Origin of the sequence: Actinomadura sp. NPDC000600, assembly GCF_040492135.1 — a bacterium.
In the GTDB taxonomy this organism is placed as follows: domain Bacteria; phylum Actinomycetota; class Actinomycetes; order Streptosporangiales; family Streptosporangiaceae; genus Spirillospora.
Window position 1 is genome coordinate 63,396 of sequence record NZ_JBEUPD010000003.1, and the last position, 18,684, is coordinate 82,079.

21 protein-coding genes, 1 tRNA gene and 1 pseudogene are annotated in these 18,684 nt (G+C 72.2%); 14 read left to right on the forward strand and 9 right to left on the reverse strand.

The genetic code is table 11. The annotated features are described in order from the left end of the window. Positions 1 to 17 precede the first annotated feature (17 nt). Positions 18 to 1,172: a DNA polymerase III subunit beta gene (gene dnaN, locus ABWI07_RS05445; protein WP_353817802.1), complete on the forward strand. Its 1,155-nt coding sequence runs from the start codon at positions 18 to 20 to the stop codon at positions 1,170 to 1,172. A gap of 269 nt (positions 1,173 to 1,441) precedes the next feature. On the opposite strand, the gene ABWI07_RS05450 is transcribed toward dnaN, so the two are convergent. Then, positions 1,442 to 2,767 (reverse strand): MFS transporter, encoded by a 1,326-nt coding sequence (locus ABWI07_RS05450; RefSeq protein ID WP_353817803.1) that lies wholly within the window; start codon positions 2,765 to 2,767, stop codon positions 1,442 to 1,444. Between the two features lie 82 nt (positions 2,768 to 2,849). Between ABWI07_RS05450 and ABWI07_RS05455 the strand changes: the two genes are divergently transcribed. Continuing rightward, positions 2,850 to 3,308 (forward strand): winged helix-turn-helix transcriptional regulator, encoded by a 459-nt coding sequence (locus ABWI07_RS05455; protein ID WP_353817804.1) that lies wholly within the window; start codon positions 2,850 to 2,852, stop codon positions 3,306 to 3,308. A 102-nt stretch (positions 3,309 to 3,410) separates the two neighbouring features. Here the strand turns inward: ABWI07_RS05455 and ABWI07_RS05460 are convergent, their stop codons facing one another. Next, positions 3,411 to 3,995, reverse strand: coding sequence for a helix-turn-helix domain-containing protein (locus tag ABWI07_RS05460; protein WP_149262853.1), 585 nt, complete (start codon positions 3,993 to 3,995; stop codon positions 3,411 to 3,413). Between the two features lie 145 nt (positions 3,996 to 4,140). After that, positions 4,141 to 5,343 carry an alpha/beta hydrolase gene (locus tag ABWI07_RS05465; protein ID WP_353817805.1) on the reverse strand — a complete coding sequence of 401 codons (1,203 nt, stop codon included), beginning with the start codon at positions 5,341 to 5,343 and terminating at the stop codon, positions 4,141 to 4,143. Between the two features lie 86 nt (positions 5,344 to 5,429). On the opposite strand from ABWI07_RS05465, the gene ABWI07_RS05470 reads away from it, so the two are divergent. The 4 genes from ABWI07_RS05470 to ABWI07_RS05485 all read left to right on the forward strand — a co-directional run bounded on the left by ABWI07_RS05470 (position 5,430) and on the right by ABWI07_RS05485 (position 8,368). Beyond that, entirely contained in the window at positions 5,430 to 5,867 is a 438-nt protein-coding gene (locus ABWI07_RS05470) for a MarR family winged helix-turn-helix transcriptional regulator (RefSeq protein ID WP_149262855.1), read from the forward strand. Between the two features lie 120 nt (positions 5,868 to 5,987). Further along, positions 5,988 to 6,653 (forward strand): B3/B4 domain-containing protein, encoded by a 666-nt coding sequence (locus tag ABWI07_RS05475; protein WP_149262856.1) that lies wholly within the window; start codon positions 5,988 to 5,990, stop codon positions 6,651 to 6,653. Beyond that, on the forward strand, positions 6,653 to 7,531 hold the full coding sequence (locus ABWI07_RS05480; RefSeq protein ID WP_353817806.1) for an EamA family transporter: 879 nt from the start codon (positions 6,653 to 6,655) through the stop codon (positions 7,529 to 7,531). Before ABWI07_RS05475 ends, ABWI07_RS05480 begins: the two co-directional genes overlap by 1 nt. 327 nt (positions 7,532 to 7,858) lie before the next feature. Further along, positions 7,859 to 8,368, forward strand: coding sequence for a hypothetical protein (locus ABWI07_RS05485; RefSeq protein WP_149262858.1), 510 nt, complete (start codon positions 7,859 to 7,861; stop codon positions 8,366 to 8,368). 138 nt (positions 8,369 to 8,506) lie between these two features. Here ABWI07_RS05485 and ABWI07_RS05490 read toward each other — a convergent pair. From ABWI07_RS05490 to ABWI07_RS05500, 3 genes are all read right to left on the reverse strand, one after another. Continuing rightward, a tRNA-Ser gene (locus tag ABWI07_RS05490) sits at positions 8,507 to 8,594 on the reverse strand. Between the two features lie 10 nt (positions 8,595 to 8,604). After that, a complete protein-coding gene (gene tadA, locus ABWI07_RS05495; protein ID WP_200842255.1) occupies positions 8,605 to 9,042 on the reverse strand; it encodes a tRNA adenosine(34) deaminase TadA in 438 nt (145 codons plus the stop codon). Positions 9,043 to 9,079: 37 nt separating this feature from the next. Beyond that, positions 9,080 to 9,517, reverse strand: coding sequence for a tRNA adenosine deaminase-associated protein (locus ABWI07_RS05500; RefSeq protein ID WP_149262860.1), 438 nt, complete (start codon positions 9,515 to 9,517; stop codon positions 9,080 to 9,082). Between the two features lie 186 nt (positions 9,518 to 9,703). Between ABWI07_RS05500 and ABWI07_RS05505 the strand changes: the two genes are divergently transcribed. After that, complete coding sequence (locus ABWI07_RS05505) at positions 9,704 to 11,023, forward strand: alkaline phosphatase family protein (protein WP_353817807.1); 1,320 nt, start codon at positions 9,704 to 9,706, stop codon at positions 11,021 to 11,023. A gap of 134 nt (positions 11,024 to 11,157) precedes the next feature. On the opposite strand, the gene ABWI07_RS05510 is transcribed toward ABWI07_RS05505, so the two are convergent. Both ABWI07_RS05510 and ABWI07_RS05515 read right to left on the reverse strand, forming a co-directional pair. Beyond that, positions 11,158 to 11,643 (reverse strand): tRNA adenosine deaminase-associated protein, encoded by a 486-nt coding sequence (locus ABWI07_RS05510; protein ID WP_149262862.1) that lies wholly within the window; start codon positions 11,641 to 11,643, stop codon positions 11,158 to 11,160. Between the two features lie 155 nt (positions 11,644 to 11,798). Beyond that, positions 11,799 to 12,011: a hypothetical protein gene (locus tag ABWI07_RS05515; RefSeq protein ID WP_149262863.1), complete on the reverse strand. Its 213-nt coding sequence runs from the start codon at positions 12,009 to 12,011 to the stop codon at positions 11,799 to 11,801. A 194-nt stretch (positions 12,012 to 12,205) separates the two neighbouring features. Here ABWI07_RS05515 and upp point away from each other — a divergent pair, with 194 nt between their 5' ends. From upp to ABWI07_RS05550, 7 genes and pseudogenes are all read left to right on the forward strand, one after another. Then, positions 12,206 to 12,844 carry a uracil phosphoribosyltransferase gene (gene upp / locus ABWI07_RS05520; protein WP_149262864.1) on the forward strand — a complete coding sequence of 213 codons (639 nt, stop codon included), beginning with the start codon at positions 12,206 to 12,208 and terminating at the stop codon, positions 12,842 to 12,844. A 176-nt stretch (positions 12,845 to 13,020) separates the two neighbouring features. Beyond that, positions 13,021 to 13,281 (forward strand): hypothetical protein, encoded by a 261-nt coding sequence (locus tag ABWI07_RS05525; protein WP_149262865.1) that lies wholly within the window; start codon positions 13,021 to 13,023, stop codon positions 13,279 to 13,281. Positions 13,282 to 13,382: 101 nt separating this feature from the next. Continuing rightward, positions 13,383 to 13,541, forward strand: a complete 159-nt coding sequence (locus ABWI07_RS05530) for a hypothetical protein (protein ID WP_200842246.1) — start codon at positions 13,383 to 13,385, stop codon at positions 13,539 to 13,541. Positions 13,542 to 13,548: 7 nt separating this feature from the next. Further along, a pseudogene (locus tag ABWI07_RS05535) lies at positions 13,549 to 14,058 on the forward strand (PH domain-containing protein); the annotation flags it as partial. 607 nt (positions 14,059 to 14,665) lie between these two features. Next, entirely contained in the window at positions 14,666 to 16,108 is a 1,443-nt protein-coding gene (locus ABWI07_RS05540; RefSeq protein ID WP_353817808.1) for a helix-turn-helix domain-containing protein, read from the forward strand. 129 nt (positions 16,109 to 16,237) lie between these two features. After that, on the forward strand, positions 16,238 to 16,936 hold the full coding sequence (locus ABWI07_RS05545; RefSeq protein WP_149262868.1) for a FadR/GntR family transcriptional regulator: 699 nt from the start codon (positions 16,238 to 16,240) through the stop codon (positions 16,934 to 16,936). Between the two features lie 151 nt (positions 16,937 to 17,087). Beyond that, positions 17,088 to 18,341 carry a CynX/NimT family MFS transporter gene (locus tag ABWI07_RS05550; protein WP_353817809.1) on the forward strand — a complete coding sequence of 418 codons (1,254 nt, stop codon included), beginning with the start codon at positions 17,088 to 17,090 and terminating at the stop codon, positions 18,339 to 18,341. Here ABWI07_RS05550 and ABWI07_RS05555 read toward each other — a convergent pair whose 3' ends face one another. Further along, a complete protein-coding gene (locus ABWI07_RS05555; RefSeq protein ID WP_149262870.1) occupies positions 18,342 to 18,650 on the reverse strand; it encodes a type II toxin-antitoxin system VapB family antitoxin in 309 nt (102 codons plus the stop codon). It lies immediately after the preceding gene. Positions 18,651 to 18,684: the final 34 nt, after the last annotated feature.

Sequence of the window (18,684 nt, forward strand, 5' to 3'; positions counted from 1 at the left end):
TGAGAAGGGCTGATCGAGTGGAGTTCCGAGTCGACCGCCAGACGTTCGCCGACGCCGTGGCGTGGGCCGCGCGGACGCTGCCGGCACGTCCCGCGCTCCCCATCCTCGCGGGGATGCTCATCGAGGTCACCGACGGGGGCGAGCTCACCCTCGCCGCGTTCGACTACGAGGTGTCCGCCCACGCCACCGACGAGGCGGCCGTGGCGGAGCCGGGCCGCGTCCTCGTCCCCGGGCGGCTGCTGTCCGACATCGTCCGCAACCTCCCGAGCGAGCCCGTCGACGTCTTCACCAAGGGCTCCGAGGTCGTCGTCCGCTGCGGCCCCGCCGAGTTCGGCCTCCTCACGCTCCCCGTCGAGGACTACCCCACCCTCCCCGAGCCGCCCGCCGTCGCCGGCACCGTCCCCGGCGAGCTGTTCGCCGCCGCCGTCGCGCAGGTCACCCCCGCCGCCGGGCGCGACGACACCCTGCCCATGCTCACCGGCGTCCGGATCGACATCGAGGGCGACACGATGTGGCTCGCCTGCACCGACCGCTACCGCATCGCCGCCCGCGAGCTGACCTGGTCCCCGGAGGACCCCGAGTTCACCGCCGGTGTCGTCGTCCCCGCCCGCACACTCGCCGACACGGCCAAGGCGATCAGGCGCGGCGCCGACGTGTCCATCGGCCTCGGCGGCACCGCCGACACCCTCATCGGCATCTCCGGCGGCGGCCGCAGCATGACCAGCCGCCTCCTCGACGACCAGTACATCAACTACCGGTCGCGGCTCACCGGCACCTGGACCTCGGTCGCCGAGATCCCGGTCGCCCCGTTCGTCGAGGCGATCAAGCGGGCCGCCCTCGTCACCGAGCGCGGCACCCCGGTCCGGCTGGCCTTCACCGCCGACGAGGTCCGCGTCCGCGCCGCCACCGGCGACTCCGCCCGCGCCAACGAGAGCCTCGGTGTCCGCCTCGACGGCGAGGACATCGACATCGCGTTCGCCCCCCAGTACCTGCTGGACGGCCTCGCGGGCATCGACACCGAGTACGCCCGCCTCGAATGCTCGGGTCCGACCAAGGCCGCCCTCCTCACCGCCATCCCCGACAAGAAGGACGACGACGAGTCCGCCGCCGCCGCCGAAGGCGCCGACACCGGCTACCGCTACCTGGCCATGCCCGTCCGCCTGACCAGCTAGCTGTGTTTACACAGTCCCGGCCCACTTCGCTCGCCTGGCGGCTGTGTTTACACAGTCCCGGCCCACTCCGCTCGCCTGGCGGCTCGCTACGTGACCGGGCCTGGGCGAACGCGGCATCGCTTCGCGATCTGCCCGGTTCCGCTCGCCTCCGGCTTCGCTCCACCGGGCAGGTCACGCGTTCGCGCGCGTGGCCGAGGCCACTTCGAGTCAGGCCTTAGCCCCAGTACCTGCGGGTTCCCGTCGCGCCTGCCTTCACGCGCGCCCAGCCTTCACGCGCGCCTGCCTCCATGCGTGCTCCGCCTTCGCGACGGGTTGCGCCTGCAGGCGCGTTCGGTCTCTCCGCGCGCCTCGCCTGCGCGCACGTCGCGGCTAAATGCACGCTCCGGCCGTAGGGAGCCCTCTTTGCTTTCTGGACGGCTGGGCTGGGGGTGAGGGGGCGTGTGGCGTGGCTTGAGGGTGGTGGACGCTGCCCAGGTGGCGAGGGCGCAGAGGGCGAGTGCCGCGCCTAGGGCGGTGGGGCCGGTCCAGCCGGTGGCGCCGTACAGGGCGGTGGTCGCGGCCGCTCCCAGGGCGGAGCCGAGCGAGTAGAAGACCATGTAGGCCCCGATCGTGGTGCTGGTGCGGTCGGGGTAGGCGGCGGCGAGCGTGTGCTGGTTGCTCACGTGCACGACCTGGACGGCGAAGTCGAGCAGGATCACGCCGAGGACCAGCAGCGGCAGCGACCACGGGAGCTGTCCGATCGCCGCCCAGGAGGCGATCAGGAGGGCGAGCGCGATGCCGGTGACACGGTGTGCGTGCCCGGCGTCGCCCCAGCGTCCCGACCGGGCGGCACCGAGCGCCCCGGTGAGCCCGGCGACGCCGAAAAGGCCGATCTGCGCTTCGCCGAGGTGCCACGGCGCACCGGCCAGCGGCAGGGCCATGCCGCTCCACAGGGTGCCGAACGAGGCGAACAGGAAGAACGCGATCAGCCCGCGGCTGAGGAACACCGGCTGCCCGAAGAGCCCCCCGAAGGACCGGAGGACCTGCCCGTAACGGGCCGCGTCCGGGCGGACGTCCGCAGGCAGCAGCGCGAGGGTGAGCAGTGCGAGGACGGCGGCGAGGAGCGCCAGGGCCAGGTAGATGCTCCGCCATCCCCACAGGTCTGCGAGGAAGCCCGCGACGACGCGCGCGCCCAGGATGCCGATCACCACGCCCGACGTCACGATGCCGAGGTTGCGGCCGCGCTCTGCGGGCGGCGAGACGGACGCCGTGTACGCGACGGCGGTCTGCACCACCACCGCGAACACGCCCGCCGCGGCCAGACCGGAGTACGCCGCCCAAGCGGACGGGGCGGCCGCGGTGATCGCCGTCCCGGCGGCCACCAACGCGAGGTGGGCGGCGATCAGGCGTCTGCGGTCGAACACGTCGCCCAACGGCACCAGCAGCACCAGTCCCACCAGGTAGCCGAGCTGGCCGGTGGCCACGAGCCGGCCGACCGTGCCGACCGGAACGCCCAGGTCTTGCCCCATCGGCCCGAGTACCGGCTGTCCGGCGTAGACGCTCGCGACGGCGACACCGCACACCGACGCCAGCAGCAGCCTCGTCCTCCAGGGCATGAAAACCTCCAATTGGTTTTATTTTGAAACTGATCGGAGCGTAGGTCAGTATGGTTTCAATACGCAACTCATTGGAGGGGTGATGGCGCGCGACACCGCTGACGGGCAGGACCCCGCGTGGACGGACCCGAACTGCCCCGTCGCCCGCACGGTCGACCTGGTCGGCGACCGCTGGAGCCTGCTGATCATCCGCGACGCGATGGACAGCGCCCGCTCGTTCACCGACTTCCAGCAGCGCACCGGCATCGCGCGCAACATCCTCACCGACCGGCTCCGCAAGCTCACCGCGCACGGCCTGCTCACCCAGGTGGACGCCCCGTCGGGCAGGCGCAAGCTCTACGCGCTCACCGACGCGGGCAAGGACCTCTTCCCCGTGATCGTCACGCTGCGACAGTGGGGCGAGCGCCACGCCTTCAAGGCGGGCGAAGCGCACTCGGTCCTGGTCGACGGCGACGGAGCCCGCGTCCCCGAACTCCTGCCCGTGGCGGCGGACGGCTCACCCCTGACAAGCGACACGACGTCGGTCCAACGTCCCACCTGACCCCCGAGCCGGTGGTTCGCATTCGCCGACGTTGGGGTGGGAACGGGAGGTCGAGGGCGGCCGAGACGGAGCGGAACCCCGCTCGGCCGTGTCGCGGTGGGGTCAGAGGTCGAGGACGGCCAGGACGAAGCGGACTTCCTTCTCTCCCGCGTTGCCGTAGGAGTGGGGGCGGTCGCCTGCGAACACGGCGGCGCTGCCCGCCTCGACGAGGTCCGTGCGGCCGTCCACGCCCAGCGTCAGCGTGCCCTCCTGGACGTACGCGATCTCCTTGGTGCCCGGCACATGGGCGTCGCTCTCGCGCGTCTCGCCGGGCTGGAGCGCCCAGTTCCACAGCTCCAGCGACGGCCGCGGATCGCTGCCTGCCAGCAGCGTCCCCGTCCCGCCGTGCTCGCCCTCCCACAGGACGACGTGCCGCTCCGGCCGGAACAGCCGCACCGGCGGCTCCTCCTCCACCTGCACGAGCCGGGTCAGCGCCACCCCGAGCGCGTCGGAGATCCGGATGAGCGTGCCCAGGTTCGGGTTGCCGCGGCCCTGCTCCAGGCCGACCAGCACGCCCTTGCTCACCCCGGCGCGCCCGGCGAGTTCGTCCAGGCTCCATCCGTGCCCGGCCCGCAGCGCGCGCACCGTCCGCGCCACGGCCTCGCCGATCGCCTCCTGCCCGACCGACCCGGTCTCCTGCCCACTCAACCCCGGCCTCCCGCCCGCACGGCCGCGCACGGCCCGTGATCCGACGTCTCCAACGATCCCACCATCACAGGTGGGGACATGCGCCGTCTCGGTGCTCACCACTGAATGTGCACCCGCGGAGAGGGACCGGTACCGGTTCGCGCGGTCATGCGCGCCGGGGGACCGCGCCGGTGGCCAGGCCGTGGACCCAGTCGAAGATCACCTCGTGGGCCTGCTGGAGGGCGCCGTTCTGGCAGTGCAGGTGCCCGCCGTCGGCCTCGGCGAAGGTGTGCACCCGTACCGAGCGGGCGCCGGTGAGCCGGGCCGCGAAGTCGTGGCCGAGCGCGGGGTCGTAGAAGTGCTCGCGCTCGGCCAGCAGGACGAGGCCGTCCGCGGTGATGTCGCCGGCCCAGTCGCGGTCGTCGAAGGGGCGCATCGCGTCGATCAGGCCGGGCAGCGTCGCGGCTCCGAACGTCCAGAGCGCGTTGCCGATCCCCCAGCGGGCCTGGGCGTCGAACCTGCCGTACAGGGGGACGGCGCGCCGCATCCACCAAGGCATGCGCTGGAACGCGCCGCGCACCGGCCGGGGCACGTTGTGCAGGAACGCGGTGAGCATGCCGGGGAAGTAGTCGTACAGGACGACACCGTCATAGCGCGGTTCGAACGCGGCGGCCCGGGCGAGGAGGTGGCCGCCGAAGCTGATGCCGACGCCGACCAGGAGCCGGGCCTCTACGAACCCGCCCAGCCAGTCGAGCACGGCCCGGGTGGGGTGCTCCCACTCGGCGGTGAACGGCATGCCGTGCTCGCGCAGCGCCGACCCTTGTCCCGGGCCGGTGAACATCAGCACGCAGTGGCCGCGGCGCACCGCCGCGGCGCCGATCATGAAGTACAACTCCTCGAGCGTGGAGTCGAAACCGCCCTGCACGACCAGCACCGTGCGGGCGTCCGGGTCGGCGGGGGCCATGAACAGCGCCTCCAGGTCGGCGCCGTCGTAGGGGATGCGGGCGCGGGTCACGTCCGTGCCGAGGGCCTCCAGCCCCGCGTCGAACAGGTCGCTGCCGGCTGTGGCGGCCGCGGCGCGGCGCGGGTCCGTCGCGTCCAGGAAGAACTCGGCCTGCCGCCAGTAGTTGGCGGCCCGGAGCATCGCGGTGCCCCGGGACACGGGCTCGCCGTACGCCCGTCCTCGCGCCGCGACGCGGTCCGCCATCGCCGACCACTCGCGGTACCACGACTCGAAGTCGCCTCGGCGGACCCGCGCCATGACGGCGGCGACCTCGCCGACCTCGCCGCCGTCGTAGGCCGCGGTCCACAGCCCGCGCAGCGCCTCGAAGTCGAACGCCGGCGTCCGGGAGAACCTGATCCTGCACATCCGAGACCCATTTCTGTGTCATGACACATATTTGTCGGTGCCGAGCTTATGCATGTCATGACACATAAAGCAATAGACTTCCCCTCGTGGAGCCCGTACTCGAACTGCTCATGGCCCTGAAGACCGCGCAGCGAGAGGTCGAGCGGCGGTTCAACCACCTGCTGCGCCCCCTCGGCGTCACCGCCGTCCAGGCCGAGGCGCTGCTGATCATCGCCGACGGGCAGCCGGTCTCCATCGCCGACCTCGGCGCCCGGATGGCCGCCGACCCCGGCCATCCCAGCCGGCTCACCGACCGGCTCGCCGCCGCCGGGTGGATCGAGCGCCGCCCCTCGCCCCACGACGGGCGCCGGACCGACCTCACCCTCACGCCGGATGGCGAGGACCTCGTCCAGCGCGTCATCGCCGCCCGGCAGCCCTACTTCGACCGGGCGGCCGCCGCGCTCGTCGAGGCCGGCCTCGACGACGTCCTGCCGGACGTCCGGCGCCTGCTCGACCTGGTCCGTGCGCTTCCCGAACCCGAGTGAGCGCCCAGGAGAACAACCGGCGGCGTCCGCGTGTTGGGGGAGGGTCCCCCGGGACGCTCCTCGGTCGGTATGATGAACTTTTGAGTTCACTCAAATGACCGTCCGGAGGGGAGTAACGGGATGCTGGAGCGGATCGTGGTGGACGAGGCCGTGCGGGAGCTGCGTCCCGACTTCGCCGTGCTCGTCATGACCGCCGAGGGGCTCGGAAACGGTCCGAGCGACGAGGTCGGTGAGGGGTGGCTCGCCGAGGCCGCGCAAGCGGCGGACGCGGGGGACCCGCACGTCGAGGCGTGGCGCGAGGCGTACCGGGCGTTCGGCGCCAAACCGCAGCGGACCCGGCCCTCGGTGGACGCGCTGCTGCGCCGCGCCGACGCCCTCCCGTCCATCAACCGGGTCGTGGACGCCTACAACGCGGTGAGCGTCGAGTACGCGCTGCCCATCGGCGGCGAGGACCTGGACGCCTACCAGGGCCCGGCGCGCCTGGTCAGGGCCACCGGCGACGAGCCGTTCGACGTGATCGCCGGGGGCGAGCCCGCGGTCGAGCACCCGACCCCCGGCGAGGTCGTCTGGCGGGACGACCAAGGCGTCACCTGCCGGCGCTGGAACTGGCGCCAGTGCGTCCGGACGCGCCTGACCGAGGACACCAAGAACGGCCTCTTCCTGCTCGAACGCCTTGAGCCGTACCCGCTGGACAGGCTGGCCGAGGCCGGCGACCGGCTCGCGGAGCGGCTGCGGGCGATCTCGCCCGGGGTGCGGATCCAGACCAGGCTGATCGGCGGACGGTGATGGTCACGGTTCTCGCGCTGGCCGCCGCCCTCGCCTACGGGGTCGCCGACTTCCTCGGCGGCACCGTGACCCGCGGCTCGACCGCGATCAGGGCGCTGACCTGGTGCGTCCCGATCGGGCTCGGCGTCGTGCTGGTGTCGGCGCTGCTCACCGGCGGGCACCCGAGCCCGGGCCCGATGGCCTGGGGCTTCGTGGCCGGGCTCAGCGGCGGCGGCGGGCTGATCGCCTTCTACCGCGCCCTCGCGCGCGGCCCGATGAGCGTGGTGGCGCCCGTGTCGGCGCTGGCCGCGGCGGTGCTCCCGGTCGCGGTGGGCGTCGCCCAGGGCGAGCGGCTCGACGCGTCCGTCCTGCTCGGCGTCCTGCTCTGCCTCGTCGCGATCGGCCTCGTCAGCATGGAGGCGAACGGCGAGGAGGCGACAGCGGCGGGCACGGGCGGGCGGCGCCGCCTGCTGGACTCCGGCCCCGTCATGGCCGGTCTGTCCGGTACCTGCTTCGGCGTGTTCTTCGTCCTGCTGAAGGAGGCGGGGGACGGCACCGGGCTCTGGCCGATCGTCGGCGCCCGCCTCGGCAACCTCGCGATCGTGGCCGTGGCGCTGCTGTTCCTGGCGGCCCGCGGCGCCAACGCGGGCCCGAGGCTGACCGGGCGGACGCTGATCATGCTGGCGCTGCTGTCCGGCAGTCTGGACGCCGGGGCGAACGTCCTGTACTTCCTCGCGGTCCACAGCGGCATGCTCAGCCTCGCGGCCGTCCTCACGTCCCTCTACCCGGCGATCACCGTCCTGCTGGCGAGAGTCGCCTACAGCGAACGCCTGCGCGCCGTCCAACGCGTCGGCATGGCCGTCGCCGTCGCGGGCGTCGCCCTGGTCACGGTCGGCTGAGGTCGTTCACCGGCACGTCCGCAAGGAGAAAGGCCGCCCTCCCGAATGCGGGACGGCGGCCTTTGCGGTGGGCGGTGGTATTGGATCGGAATCCCCCGGCATGGCATGCACGGCTGGGGCGTCTTTAGTTCGCCGAATAACGCGCCAGGGCGACTAATCCTCAAGGTACTAATTTCCTGGCCGCTGCCCGCAAGGGCACACATCTTCTTTTCGGACAAATCCCGCGGTCGATATGGCCAGGCCGTAATTTTTGGTACAATATACTGCGGGGACCGGCTCGAGTTGTGCGTCTCGGCGGATGGCTCTCTTTCCTTCCGGGGGTATGGTTTGGACGAGCCCCAGCGCAGCATCGCCACGTGGACGGGCATCGTCGCCGCGATCATCACGACCCTCATCGGCTTCAATGAGCTCACCGGCGTGAACCTGCTCGAAGGGATCACGAAGAAGCCCGCTCCCGGGTCCTCTGGAACACCCCCTGAGGCGGGTGGCGTTCCCAACGGGAACTCGGGCGCCCGCCCCCCGCGGCCTTCAATCCCGGACCGGCCGAAGTTCAGAACCGTTTCGATCGAATTCCGTGGGTCGTGCGACAAGTACTCCGGATGCAATGTCGCCGGAACGTTTCGGAACTACGGCGGCGAAGGAGGGGCGGCCGTCATCTTCTACGTCAAATCGAGCCACCTCAAATGGCTGCTCGCGCAGTGCTCCGTCTCGCTTCCCCGCACCGGGTACCTCGAAACGGCGACCGTCTGGTGCAACGCAAATAACGGTCATCTGTACAACTACATGACCAACTACACCAGCGAGATAAGGCTGCAGGCCTGGGTGGACAACCCCTGAGCGGCCGAAGCGGACACCCGGGGTTCCAGATCTCTCGGGGGCGCGGTCGCGCGAGCGGCGGCGCGGCGTCCAGGGCCCGACGCGTCAGGGGCGGCACCCCCGGGAGGGTGCCGCCCCTGACGTCCTGCCAGTCCAACGTGGCGGTGGTGGTGGGATTCGAACCCACGGAAGGTTGCCCTTCACACGCTTTCGAGGCGTGCGCCCTCGTCCACTAGGCGACACCACCGCGGGAGAGCCTACCCGACTCTGCGGCGCGCGAAGAACTCGATTAGCGGGGCGGCGCACTCCTCCGCCATGACTTCGGCGATCACCTCGGGGCGGTGGTTGAGCCGGCGGTCGCGGACGACGTCCCACAGCGACCCGACCGCGCCCGCCTTCGGGTCGACCGCGCCGTAGACGACGCGGTCCAGCCGCGCCTGGACGGACGCCCCGGCGCACATCGTGCACGGCTCCAGCGTCACGACGAGCGTGCAGCCGGACAGCCGCCACCCGCCGAGCGCCGCCGCCGCGCGCCGCATCGCGACGATCTCCGCGTGGCCGGTGGGGTCGGCGGTCCGCTCGCGCTCGTTGCGGCCCGTTCCGATGATCTCGCCGGACGCGTCCAGGACGACGGCGCCGACCGGGATCTCCCCGTCCTCGGCGGCCTCCCGGGCCGCTTCCAGGGCCCGGAGCATCGCCGGACGGAACCGCTCGACGACCGGATCGCGCGCGTCAGTCACGGAGGCGGTCGAACTCCTCGCCGAACCCGGCATGCTCGGCGACGGTGAGGAGCGCGTCGCCGGGGAGGGCGCGCTCGCCGAGTTCGCCGAGCCGCTTGGCGTCGAGGTCGAAGTCCTCCAGCAGGTCGGCGTCGCCGGCGGCGTCGCCTTCCGGCACCTCGCCGACGAGCTGCTGGAACAGGGAGCCGAGCCCGTCCTCGCGGACGGCGGAGATGTAGGCGCGCGGCTCGTCGTCGCGGTCGAGCCGGACGATCGCGAACCAGTCGTCGTCCTGCTCGACCAGCAGCAGGACCGGATCTCCGGAGGACTCGAAGGCGGCCTCCCGCATCAGGTCGGCGACGTCGTCGACGTTCTCCGCCTCTGCGAGCACGGCCTCCGTCCCGACCCAGCCCTGGGGGGTCTGCGCGAACACGGCGGCGAAGTAGGACACGTGCTCATTGTGGCCCAGGCGGCCGACCCGGTCACACCCCCCGCGCACGGGAATCGGCGGCCGGGTGCCCGGAAACGGTTGTGAATAAACTTCGCGTTCTCGTCCGGTGGCGGACGTCCGGCGTTCTTCCCCAGCGTCACCCGAATCCGCATACTGCTCAGCGATCGCCATCCCGGGAGGAGTGCCATGGGTGCGGACGAACTGACCAGGCGCGGTTTTCTGGCGGGGACGGCGGGCGCCGCGGCGATCATCGCGGCGGGCGCCGCCGGGGGCTCGTCCACCCAGGCCCACGCGGCGGAGCTGGCCGCCGCCAGGCGCGCCCCGATCGCCGAGCTTCCCGATCCGGAGGAGTCCGGCATCGACCACATCGTCGTCGTGATGATGGAGAACCGGTCCTTCGACCACTACATGGGCTGGCTGCCCGGCGCGGACGGCCGCCAGGCCGGGCTCACCTTCACCGACGCCGACGGCAACGCGCACGACACCCACCACCTGAAGGTGCCGTGGGGCTGCGGCTTCAACGATCCCGACCACTCCTACCAGGGCGGCAGGACGGAGTACAACGGCGGCGAGTGCGACGGATGGCTGCGCGCCGGCGACAACGACGTGTTCTCCATCGGCTACTACGAGGGCCCCGACCTCGGCTTCCACGGGCACGCCGCCCTCGACTGGACGGTCTGCGACCGCTACTTCCCGGCGATCATGTCGTCCACGTTCCCCAACCGGATCTTCCAGCACGCCGGGCAGACCGACCGGATCTCCAACGCGCTGACGATCTCCGAGACCACCACCGTCTGGGACCGCCTCAAGGCCAAGGGCGTCTCCTGCCGGTACTACTTCAGCGACGTCCCGTTCACCGCGCTGTGGGGCCTGCGGCACCTCGACATCAGCCGGAACATCGCGGAGTTCCGGAACGACGCCCGCAACGGGCGGCTGCCCGCGGTCAGCTTCGTCGAGCCCGCCTTCCTCGGCGAGCTCTTCCTGCCCGGCATGTCCGAGGACGAGCACCCGCTCGCCGACATCCGCTTCGGTCAGGCCTTCCTCAACGAGGTCTACACGGCGCTCGTCACCTCGCCGAACTGGCCCCGCACCCTCTTCGTGATCAACTACGACGAGTGGGGCGGGTTCTTCGACCACGTCCCGCCGCCGGAGGGCCCCGACCCGCGGCCCGACCTCGGCACCGCGCTGCGCGGCTTCCGCGTCCCGTGCCTGCTGATCTCCCCGCGGGCGCGGCGCGGGGCCGTCGCGCACGAGGTGTACGACCACACGTCCGTCCTGAAGGCGATCGAGTGGCGCTGGGGCCTGGAGCCGCTGACCGTGCGGGACGCCGAGGCCCGCAACATCGCCGAGGTCCTGAACTTCAGCGACCCGCCCGACCTGCACGCGCCCCGCTACGACGCCAGGCGGCCGATCAGCCTCGGCTGCCTCGACCCGCAGCACAGCCACACCGGGGACGACTGGGCGGGCCTGTACGACTACGCCCGCCGCAACGGCTTCCCCCGCTGACCGCTCAGCGATCGACGCCGAACCGGCTGATGGCGGCGGTCAACGGGCCATGGACGGCGTCGAGCCCACCGGCGACGGCGACGCCCACCTGGCCGGAGTGGACCTCTGATCCGCCCCGACCGGAGTCGGGGCCGCTAGGAGATGGTGTCGAGGGCGCGTTCGAAGGCGGGGGCGAAACCGATGCGGCCGGCGATGCTGAGCAGCATCTCGTCCGGGTAGAGCTCCAGGTCGCCGGAGATCGCGCCGAGCTCCATCTCGTCCAGCCCGAGGTCGGCGAAGATCGACATGTCGCCGACCGGGAGGACCTGGTCGAGCTCCTCCTCGTCGGGGATCGGGATGTCCAGGTAGTCGAGCACCTGGCCGGCGAGCGGCCAGTCGACCGAGGCGGTGACGTCCGACAGGAACACCATGACCTCGTCGCCGAGCAGGCGGATCGCGACGAAGAAGTCGTCGCCGACCGAGACCAGGCCGACCGTGCCGCCGAGGCTCGGCTGCTGGCGCAGGGCATGGATCAGCCCCGCGAGGTCCTCGGTCAGCGCCACCGGAAGGATCTCGGCCTCCCAGCCCTCGTCTTCCCGGTACACCACGACGGCGAAGTCCGTCGCGTCCACATCCGTCATTTCCACCCCACCGGCACGTCTCCTGCCAGGGCATGGTCGCAGATGCGGCGCGCACTCGCGTGCCCCACCACCAAACTCGCCGCCGCACCCGGCCGTGATGCCGGGAGTCAGCGCCGGATTCCGGTGCCCGGCGGCATGAACCTAACCGATCTGGATCAATTGATGCGGAACGTGCGGCGGCGAAGTGCCGCGTGGATCCGCGCGCGCCGGGAGCGGTGCGGGGTCACCCGGCGGCGCAGCTCGCGCGCCTCGGCCAGTTCGCGCAGGAAGACCGCCCTGCGGCGGAGGTGCTCGCGCACCTGCTCGGGGGAGATGTCGCCCTGGGGTCCGGGGCGCGTCGGGGAGTCCTCACCTGTGACTTCGGTCACCGCGGGGTCGGCGGACGGGGGCTCTGAGCCGGGAGCCGAGGTGGGCGCGGGCGGATCGGGGGCTGAGCCCCGGACCCAAGAGCGGCCGCTCGGCTGCTGATCGCTCTCGCTGTTCATATGGCCATCCTGCCCAGCTCAGCGGCGTCCTATCCTGCGGCCCCGGACCGCCCCGGCCGGTGGGCTACGGTGAGCGCATGCAGACCCTCGCCGTCGACCACCCGCTCGTCGCGCACAAGCTCACCACGCTGCGGGACGCCCGCACCGACTCCCCCACGTTCCGCCGGCTGGCCGACGAACTGGTCACCCTGCTCGCCTACGAGGCGACCCGCGACGTCAGGGTCGCCGAGGTCACCGTGCAGACGCCGCTCGTCCAGGCGCAGGGCGTCCAGCTCGCGAGCCCGAAGCCGCTCGTGGTGCCGATCCTGCGCGCGGGCCTCGGGATGCTGGACGGCATGACGCGGCTGCTGCCCACCGCCGAGGTCGGCTTCCTCGGCATGGTCCGCGACGAGGGCACCCTGCAGGCCGAGACCTACGCGACGCGGCTGCCGGACGACCTGTCCGGGCGGCAGTGCTACGTCCTCGACCCGATGCTCGCGACCGGCGGAACGCTCGCCGCCGCCATCCGGCTGCTGATCGAGCGCGGCGCCGACGACGTCACGGCGCTCTGCCTCCTCGCCGCCCCTGAGGGGCTGAAGTACCTGGAGCAGGCGTTCTCCGACATCTCGGCGCCCATCAAGGTGGTCACGGCCGCGATCGACTCCCACCTCAACGAGCAGGGCTTCATCATGCCGGGCCTGGGCGACGCGGGGGACCGGCTCTACGGCGTCGTCTGACCCGCCCGCCGGAGCCTCTCGGCCCCGCCGAGACCCGACGTGACCTGCGATGTTCGTTCCGGACGGCGCGGGGGTACCACCACCCTTACGGAACGCGAGCGCGCGTTCCCCTCCGCCGTCCCGGCACAGGGGACCGTTACGGACCGGGCGGCGCGAGCGAGCTTCGGGGACACATGATGGCTCACCCAGGGGATGGCGACCTGCCGCGCTACACCGAGATCGGGGAAAGGCTCACCGAGGAGTTCCGCGAGGTCCACGGCGCCGACACGGTGGAGCGGTGCGTCTCCGCCGCGCGGTACGGCGCCGAGGAGGTCACCGGATCGGCGCCGCCCGCCCTCGTCGAGCGGATCGCGCGCCGGCACCTGGAGGTGCTGGCGACGGTCGCGGCCGAGAAGCGACGCAAGGCGCGCCGCTCGTCGCTCGACAACGCACCCTAGCCGGGGGGCCCGTGCCGCGCGACGACGCGCTGCTTTGCCGCCGGTGCGGGCTGTGCGAAACTGAACCCGGGGTCCGTGGGTCAACGCTCCGGGAGGCAGCCGTGCCGGCCAAGAAGTACATCACGTGGGCCGCCGCGGCTTTCGTGGCGTTCTACGTCATCACGCAGCCGGACAGCGCGGCCCGATCGGTGGATACCGCGGCGTCCGGCATCTCGTCGGCCGCCGACTCCCTCGCCACCTTCGTCAACTCGCTCGCCTGAGGCCGGCATGAGGCTCGTGACCCCCGGCGACTCCGCGCCGGCATCCGTCAACAAGTACCTGCTCCCCCACGAGAACCAGGTGATCACTGTGCGGCGGCACCCCGCCGTGCTGATGGTCCCGGTCGGGCTCCTGCTCGGCGGCCTCATCCTCGCCGGCATGCTGAGCCAGACGCTCGCCGAGAGCGGCGGCGCGGTCTTCAGCTGGGTCTGGTGGGGCTGGCTGATCCTGCTCGCCTGGTTCGTGTGGCGGGTCGCGGAGTGGTCCGTCGACTACTTCGTCATCACCAACCAGCGGATGCTGCTCACCACCGGCCTCATCACCCGCAAGGTCGCGATGATGCCGCTGGCCAAGGTCACCGACATGAGCTTCAAGCGGACGATCACGGGCCGCATGCTCGGCTACGGGGAGTTCGTCCTGGAGTCCGCCGGTCAGGACCAGGCGCTCACCAACGTGCCCTTCCTGCCCTATCCCGAGCAGCTCTACCTCGAAGTCTGCGAAATGATCTTCCCGAACAAGAACCCGGCGCCCGAGGAGAAGCTGCCCCCGCCCCCGCCGCCGCGGCCCCGCCCGCGGGAGGACGCCCCCACCTCGTCGATGCCCAAGGACGACGGCGCCGACGGGGAGGTCTAGCTCCGCGCCGCTCCCGGTGACGCCGCCCGCGAGCCGCGGGAGCGCTGTGCCTGCCCGGGCCGGTCGCCGGTGAGGCGAAGGTCTCCGGAGTGAGGCCGAGACCATGCGGGACGGTCCGGATCATGCCCGTCTTGTCCCGCGCACGCCGCCCGCTCGCCCGGCCCGGGGTCGGGGCGCTTCCGCGGGAGCGGTCCCACCTCCGGGGACGGCGCAACCGGGCGGCCGGAACTGGCCGGAAAACGCGGCGGACTGATCAATATCGGCGGTCTATGCGATCTTGGGCAGATGGTCGGATACCGTCGGCCCGGTGACAGACGTCGCGATCGACGGGAGGGGCCGCCGGCGCGAACCGGCGAACCTCGCGGCCCGTGCGCGCGGGCCCCGCGGCCGGTCTCGTCTTCTGCCGCTTCCTTGCTCTCGATGTGCGATAACCCGCAATGTGCAATCATGTCGGCACCCCAGCCGCCTGTTTACTTCCGCTAAGTGAGTCCACATGCCGGGTCCAGGCAACGTCGGCGAACGTGTCCGCAACCTGCGGCTGACCAGACGCTTGTCGCAGGCACAACTCGCCGGTCACGACCTTTCCGACAGCTACATCTCCTTGATCGAGTCGGGCAAGCGCACGCCGACGCCGACCGTCCTGCGCATGCTGGCCGAGCGTCTCGGCTGCACCCCCGAGTACCTCGCCGAGGGCGTCGAGCCTGAGCAGCGCGCCCACCTGGAGGTGCGGGAACGCCACGCCCACCTGGCCCTGCTGCGCGGGGACGCCGCCACGGCCGAGGCCGGGTTCGACGAGGTGATCGCCCGCAGCGACGACCCGGACCTCACGGCCCGCGCCCGCTGGGGCCGCGCCCGCGCCCTCGAGGAGCTGGGCCGCACCGACCGCGCGATCGCGCTGTTCGAGGAGCTGCGCGAGCAGGCCGAGCGCGACCCGGGCCGGGCCAGCTGGCTGCCGCCGGTGATCGCGCTGGCCCGGACGTACCACGCCGTCGGCGACCTGGGGCAGGCCATCGCGCTCGGCGAGCGCGCCCTCGAACGGCTGGAGCGGCTCGGCCTCCATGCCGGCCACGAGTACACCGAGGCCGGACGCATCCTGCTGCTCGCCTATGTGGATCGCTCCGATCCCGCCCGCGCCCACGAGCTGGGACGCCGCCTCCTCCATCCCCAGGGGGGCGAGGACGCCGAGCCGCTGAGCGTCCACTACCAGCGGGCCAGCATGCGCGCCCTTGAGGAGGCCGCGGTCGGCGACTCCCTCTACTTCGCCGACCAGGCCCTCGCCGCGCGCACGGACACGCCTCCCAGGCAGGCCGAGGCGCGCCTCGCCCTCGCCGGAGCCAAGGCGCTGCTCAGAGGGGTCGAGCCGTTCTCCGTCGCCGCGCCGCCCGACGCCGCGCCGCCCGGTGAGTACGGGTTCGAGCGTCCGCGCCAGGAAGGCACCCGCGAGGCGGCCCAGGAGGCGCTCACCCTCCTCCAGACCGCGACCGGCCTCGACGACGCCGAGTCCACCGAGAGCACCATCGCCAAGGCCCGCGCGCTCGTCCTCATCGGCGAGTTGGACGAGGCCATCGCCGCGCTCGAACAGTTCCTCGACACCGGCATGGCCCTCGCCGCCCCCGCGAGCGACTCCTCGCTGGCGCCTCAGCCCGCGGACGAGATGGGCGTCCGCACCCAGAAGACCGTTCTGGCCCGCCTTGTCCTTGCCCGTGCACGGGTCGCCCAGGGGAACACCACGGCCGCGGAGGTCGTCCTTCGCGCCGCCTCCGAGCAGCTGGCGACCCTTCCCAAGGGCCGTCCGGCGGCGCACCTCTACCGGGAACTCGGCGAGCTCTACGAACTGACCGGGTCTTCCGACAACGCCGCCACCGCCTACCGCCAGGCATTGGAAGCGGCGGGCCTGTCGGTCTTCAACCTCGTCCCTGTGAGCGCCCAGCGCTAAGACCCGAGGGGTAGGAGAGGCGGCCGCGACAGCGCGTGCCGCCTCGTCCTGTGCCGGGGGCGGAATAAAGCGCGGAGCGCGGATGTCGTATCATTCAGACATGGGATGACTGGTTGACTGGAGGTTCGGGTGACTCTGCGGACGGCACGGCGGTCCTCGCTGGTCGACCAGGTGATCGAGCAGCTCAGGGGCGAGATCACCGGGGGCGGCTGGCCGGTGGGCGCCAAGATCCCGCCGGAGCCGGTGCTGTCGGAGACGCTCGGCGTCGGGCGCAACACCGTCCGGGAGGCCGTGCGGGCGCTGACCCACGCGGGGCTTCTGGAGAGCCGCCAGGGCGACGGGACGTACGTGCGCGCGACGAGCGAGCTGTCCGGGGCCGTCCGGCGGCGGCTGGAGCGGGCCGAACTCGTCGAGATCCTCGAGGTCCGGCGGGGGTTCGAGGTCGAGGCGGCCAGGCTCGCCGCGACCCGGCGCACGGAGGCCGACATCGCCGCCATCGCGGTCGCCCTCGCGCGCAGGGACGCGGCATGGGCGGCGGGCGAGCACTCGGCGTTCGTCGAGGCCGACCTCGAATTCCACACCGCCGTCGTCGAGGCCACCCACAACCGCGTCCTGACCGACCTGTACCGCGACTTCAGCGCCGCGCTCCGGGCCAGCATCGGCGCGGCCGGGAGCCTGCTCGAACACGCCGACGTGCCGCACGGCCCCATCGCCGCGGCCATCGAGGCGGGGGACGCGGACGCCGCGACCCATGCGACCCATGCGTGTCTCGACCAGATCCTCGCCTCCGCCCTCACCGCTCCTGCAAAAGCTCCGCAGGAGTCCTGACGCGGTAGGCGCAAGCCCGTATCGGGTCTCGCCCACCTCACGGGCGGTCGTCGTGGTGCCCGGCGGCCGTCAACGCATGGCACCGGACGCAGCAGAACCACCGCTCGGCGCGGCGATCCCGCGCTCGTGGCGGCCGAACGACGAAGGTGACATGAACAGCTCGACGACGACTCCGGTGACCCGGGCCGCGGCCGTGTGGTCGCTCATCGGCCTGGTGCTGCTGACGATCAACCTGCGCGCCGCGATCACGGGGATCTCGCCCGTGCTCGGCGACCTGCGGGACGCGTTCGGGCTGTCCGGTGCGCAGACCGGCGTCCTCACCACGCTGCCGGTGCTGTGCCTGGGCGTCTTCGCGGCCGTCGCGCCGGTCGCCGCGCGGCGGTTCGGCGCCGAGACCGTGATCGCCGGTTCCCTCGTCATGATCACCGCGGGGATCGTGCTGCGGGTGGTGCAGTCCCCGGTCTCGCTGTTCTTCGGCACGATCGTCGCCGGTGCGGGCATCGCGATGGGCAATGTCCTCATGCCAGCCGTGATCAAGCGCGCGTTCCCGACCCGCCTGGGCTCGCTGACCGGGCTCGCGATGATGCTGATGGCGGCCAGCGGCGCGATCGCCGCCGGGCTCGCGGTGCCGCTGGCGGAGGCGGGCGGCTGGCGCCTCGCCCTCGTGGTCTGGGCCGTCCCGTCGCTGATCGCCGCGCTCGTGTGGGGCCCGCTCGCCGTGCGGGGCCGCCGCGCCCCGACCGCCCCGGTCACCGCCCCGCGCGCCGGGGGATCGCTGCTGCGCTCCCTGACGGCCTGGTCCGTCGCCGCGTTCATGGGCCTGGCCTCACTGATGTTCTACGTGCTCATGTCGTGGCTGCCGGAGGTCATGCAGGACGCCGGCCACCCGGCCGCGACCGCCGGGATGATGGTCTCGACCATGCTGATCGTCGGGATCCCGCTGGGCTTCGTCGTGCCGGTGTTCGCCGCCCGCCTCCGCGACCAGCGCCCCCTCGTCCTCGCCGTCGCGGCCACGATGGTCGTCGGCCTGGTCGGCCTGCTGCTCGCCCCGTCCGCCGGCTGGGCGTGGGTCGTGATCCTCGGCATCGGCACCGGCAGCGCGTTCCCGCTGGCCTTCACGCTGCTCAGCCTCCGCTCGCCGAGCCCCTCGGTGGCCGCGGGCCTGTCCGGGATGGCGCAGACGGGCGGTTACCTCCTCGCCGCAGCCGGCCCGTTCGCGGTCGGCATCCTGCACGAGGCCACGGGCGGCTGGAACGTTCCGGTGGCCCTGCTGCTCGTGCTGGTGGTGCCCGAGGTGGTGGTCGGCCTGCTGGCCGCGCGGCCCGGGTTCGTCCACCCGGCGGAGCCGGCGCGGCTGGTCGAGCCGAAGTCCCTCCCGGCGCCCGAGCCCGCCCGCACCCGCTGATCAGCCCATGTCGACGGCGTCCAGGTCGAGGACCCGGGCGTGCAGGACCTGCCGCTGGTGGAGGGCCGCCCGGAGCGCCCGGTGCAGGCCGTCCTCCAGGTAGAGCTCGCCCTGCCACTGGACGACGTGGGGGAACAGGTCGCCGTAGAAGGTGGAGTCCTTCGACAGCAGGGACTGGAGGTCCATCTCCCGCTTGGTGCTGACGAGCTGGTCGAGGCGGACCTGGCGAGGAGGGATCTTGGCCCAGTCCCGGGACGATAGACCGTGCTCGGGATAGGGCCTTCCTTCACCCACCGACTTGAAGATCACCCTTCGAGTCTAAGGGCTGGCAAGGGCGCGGAGA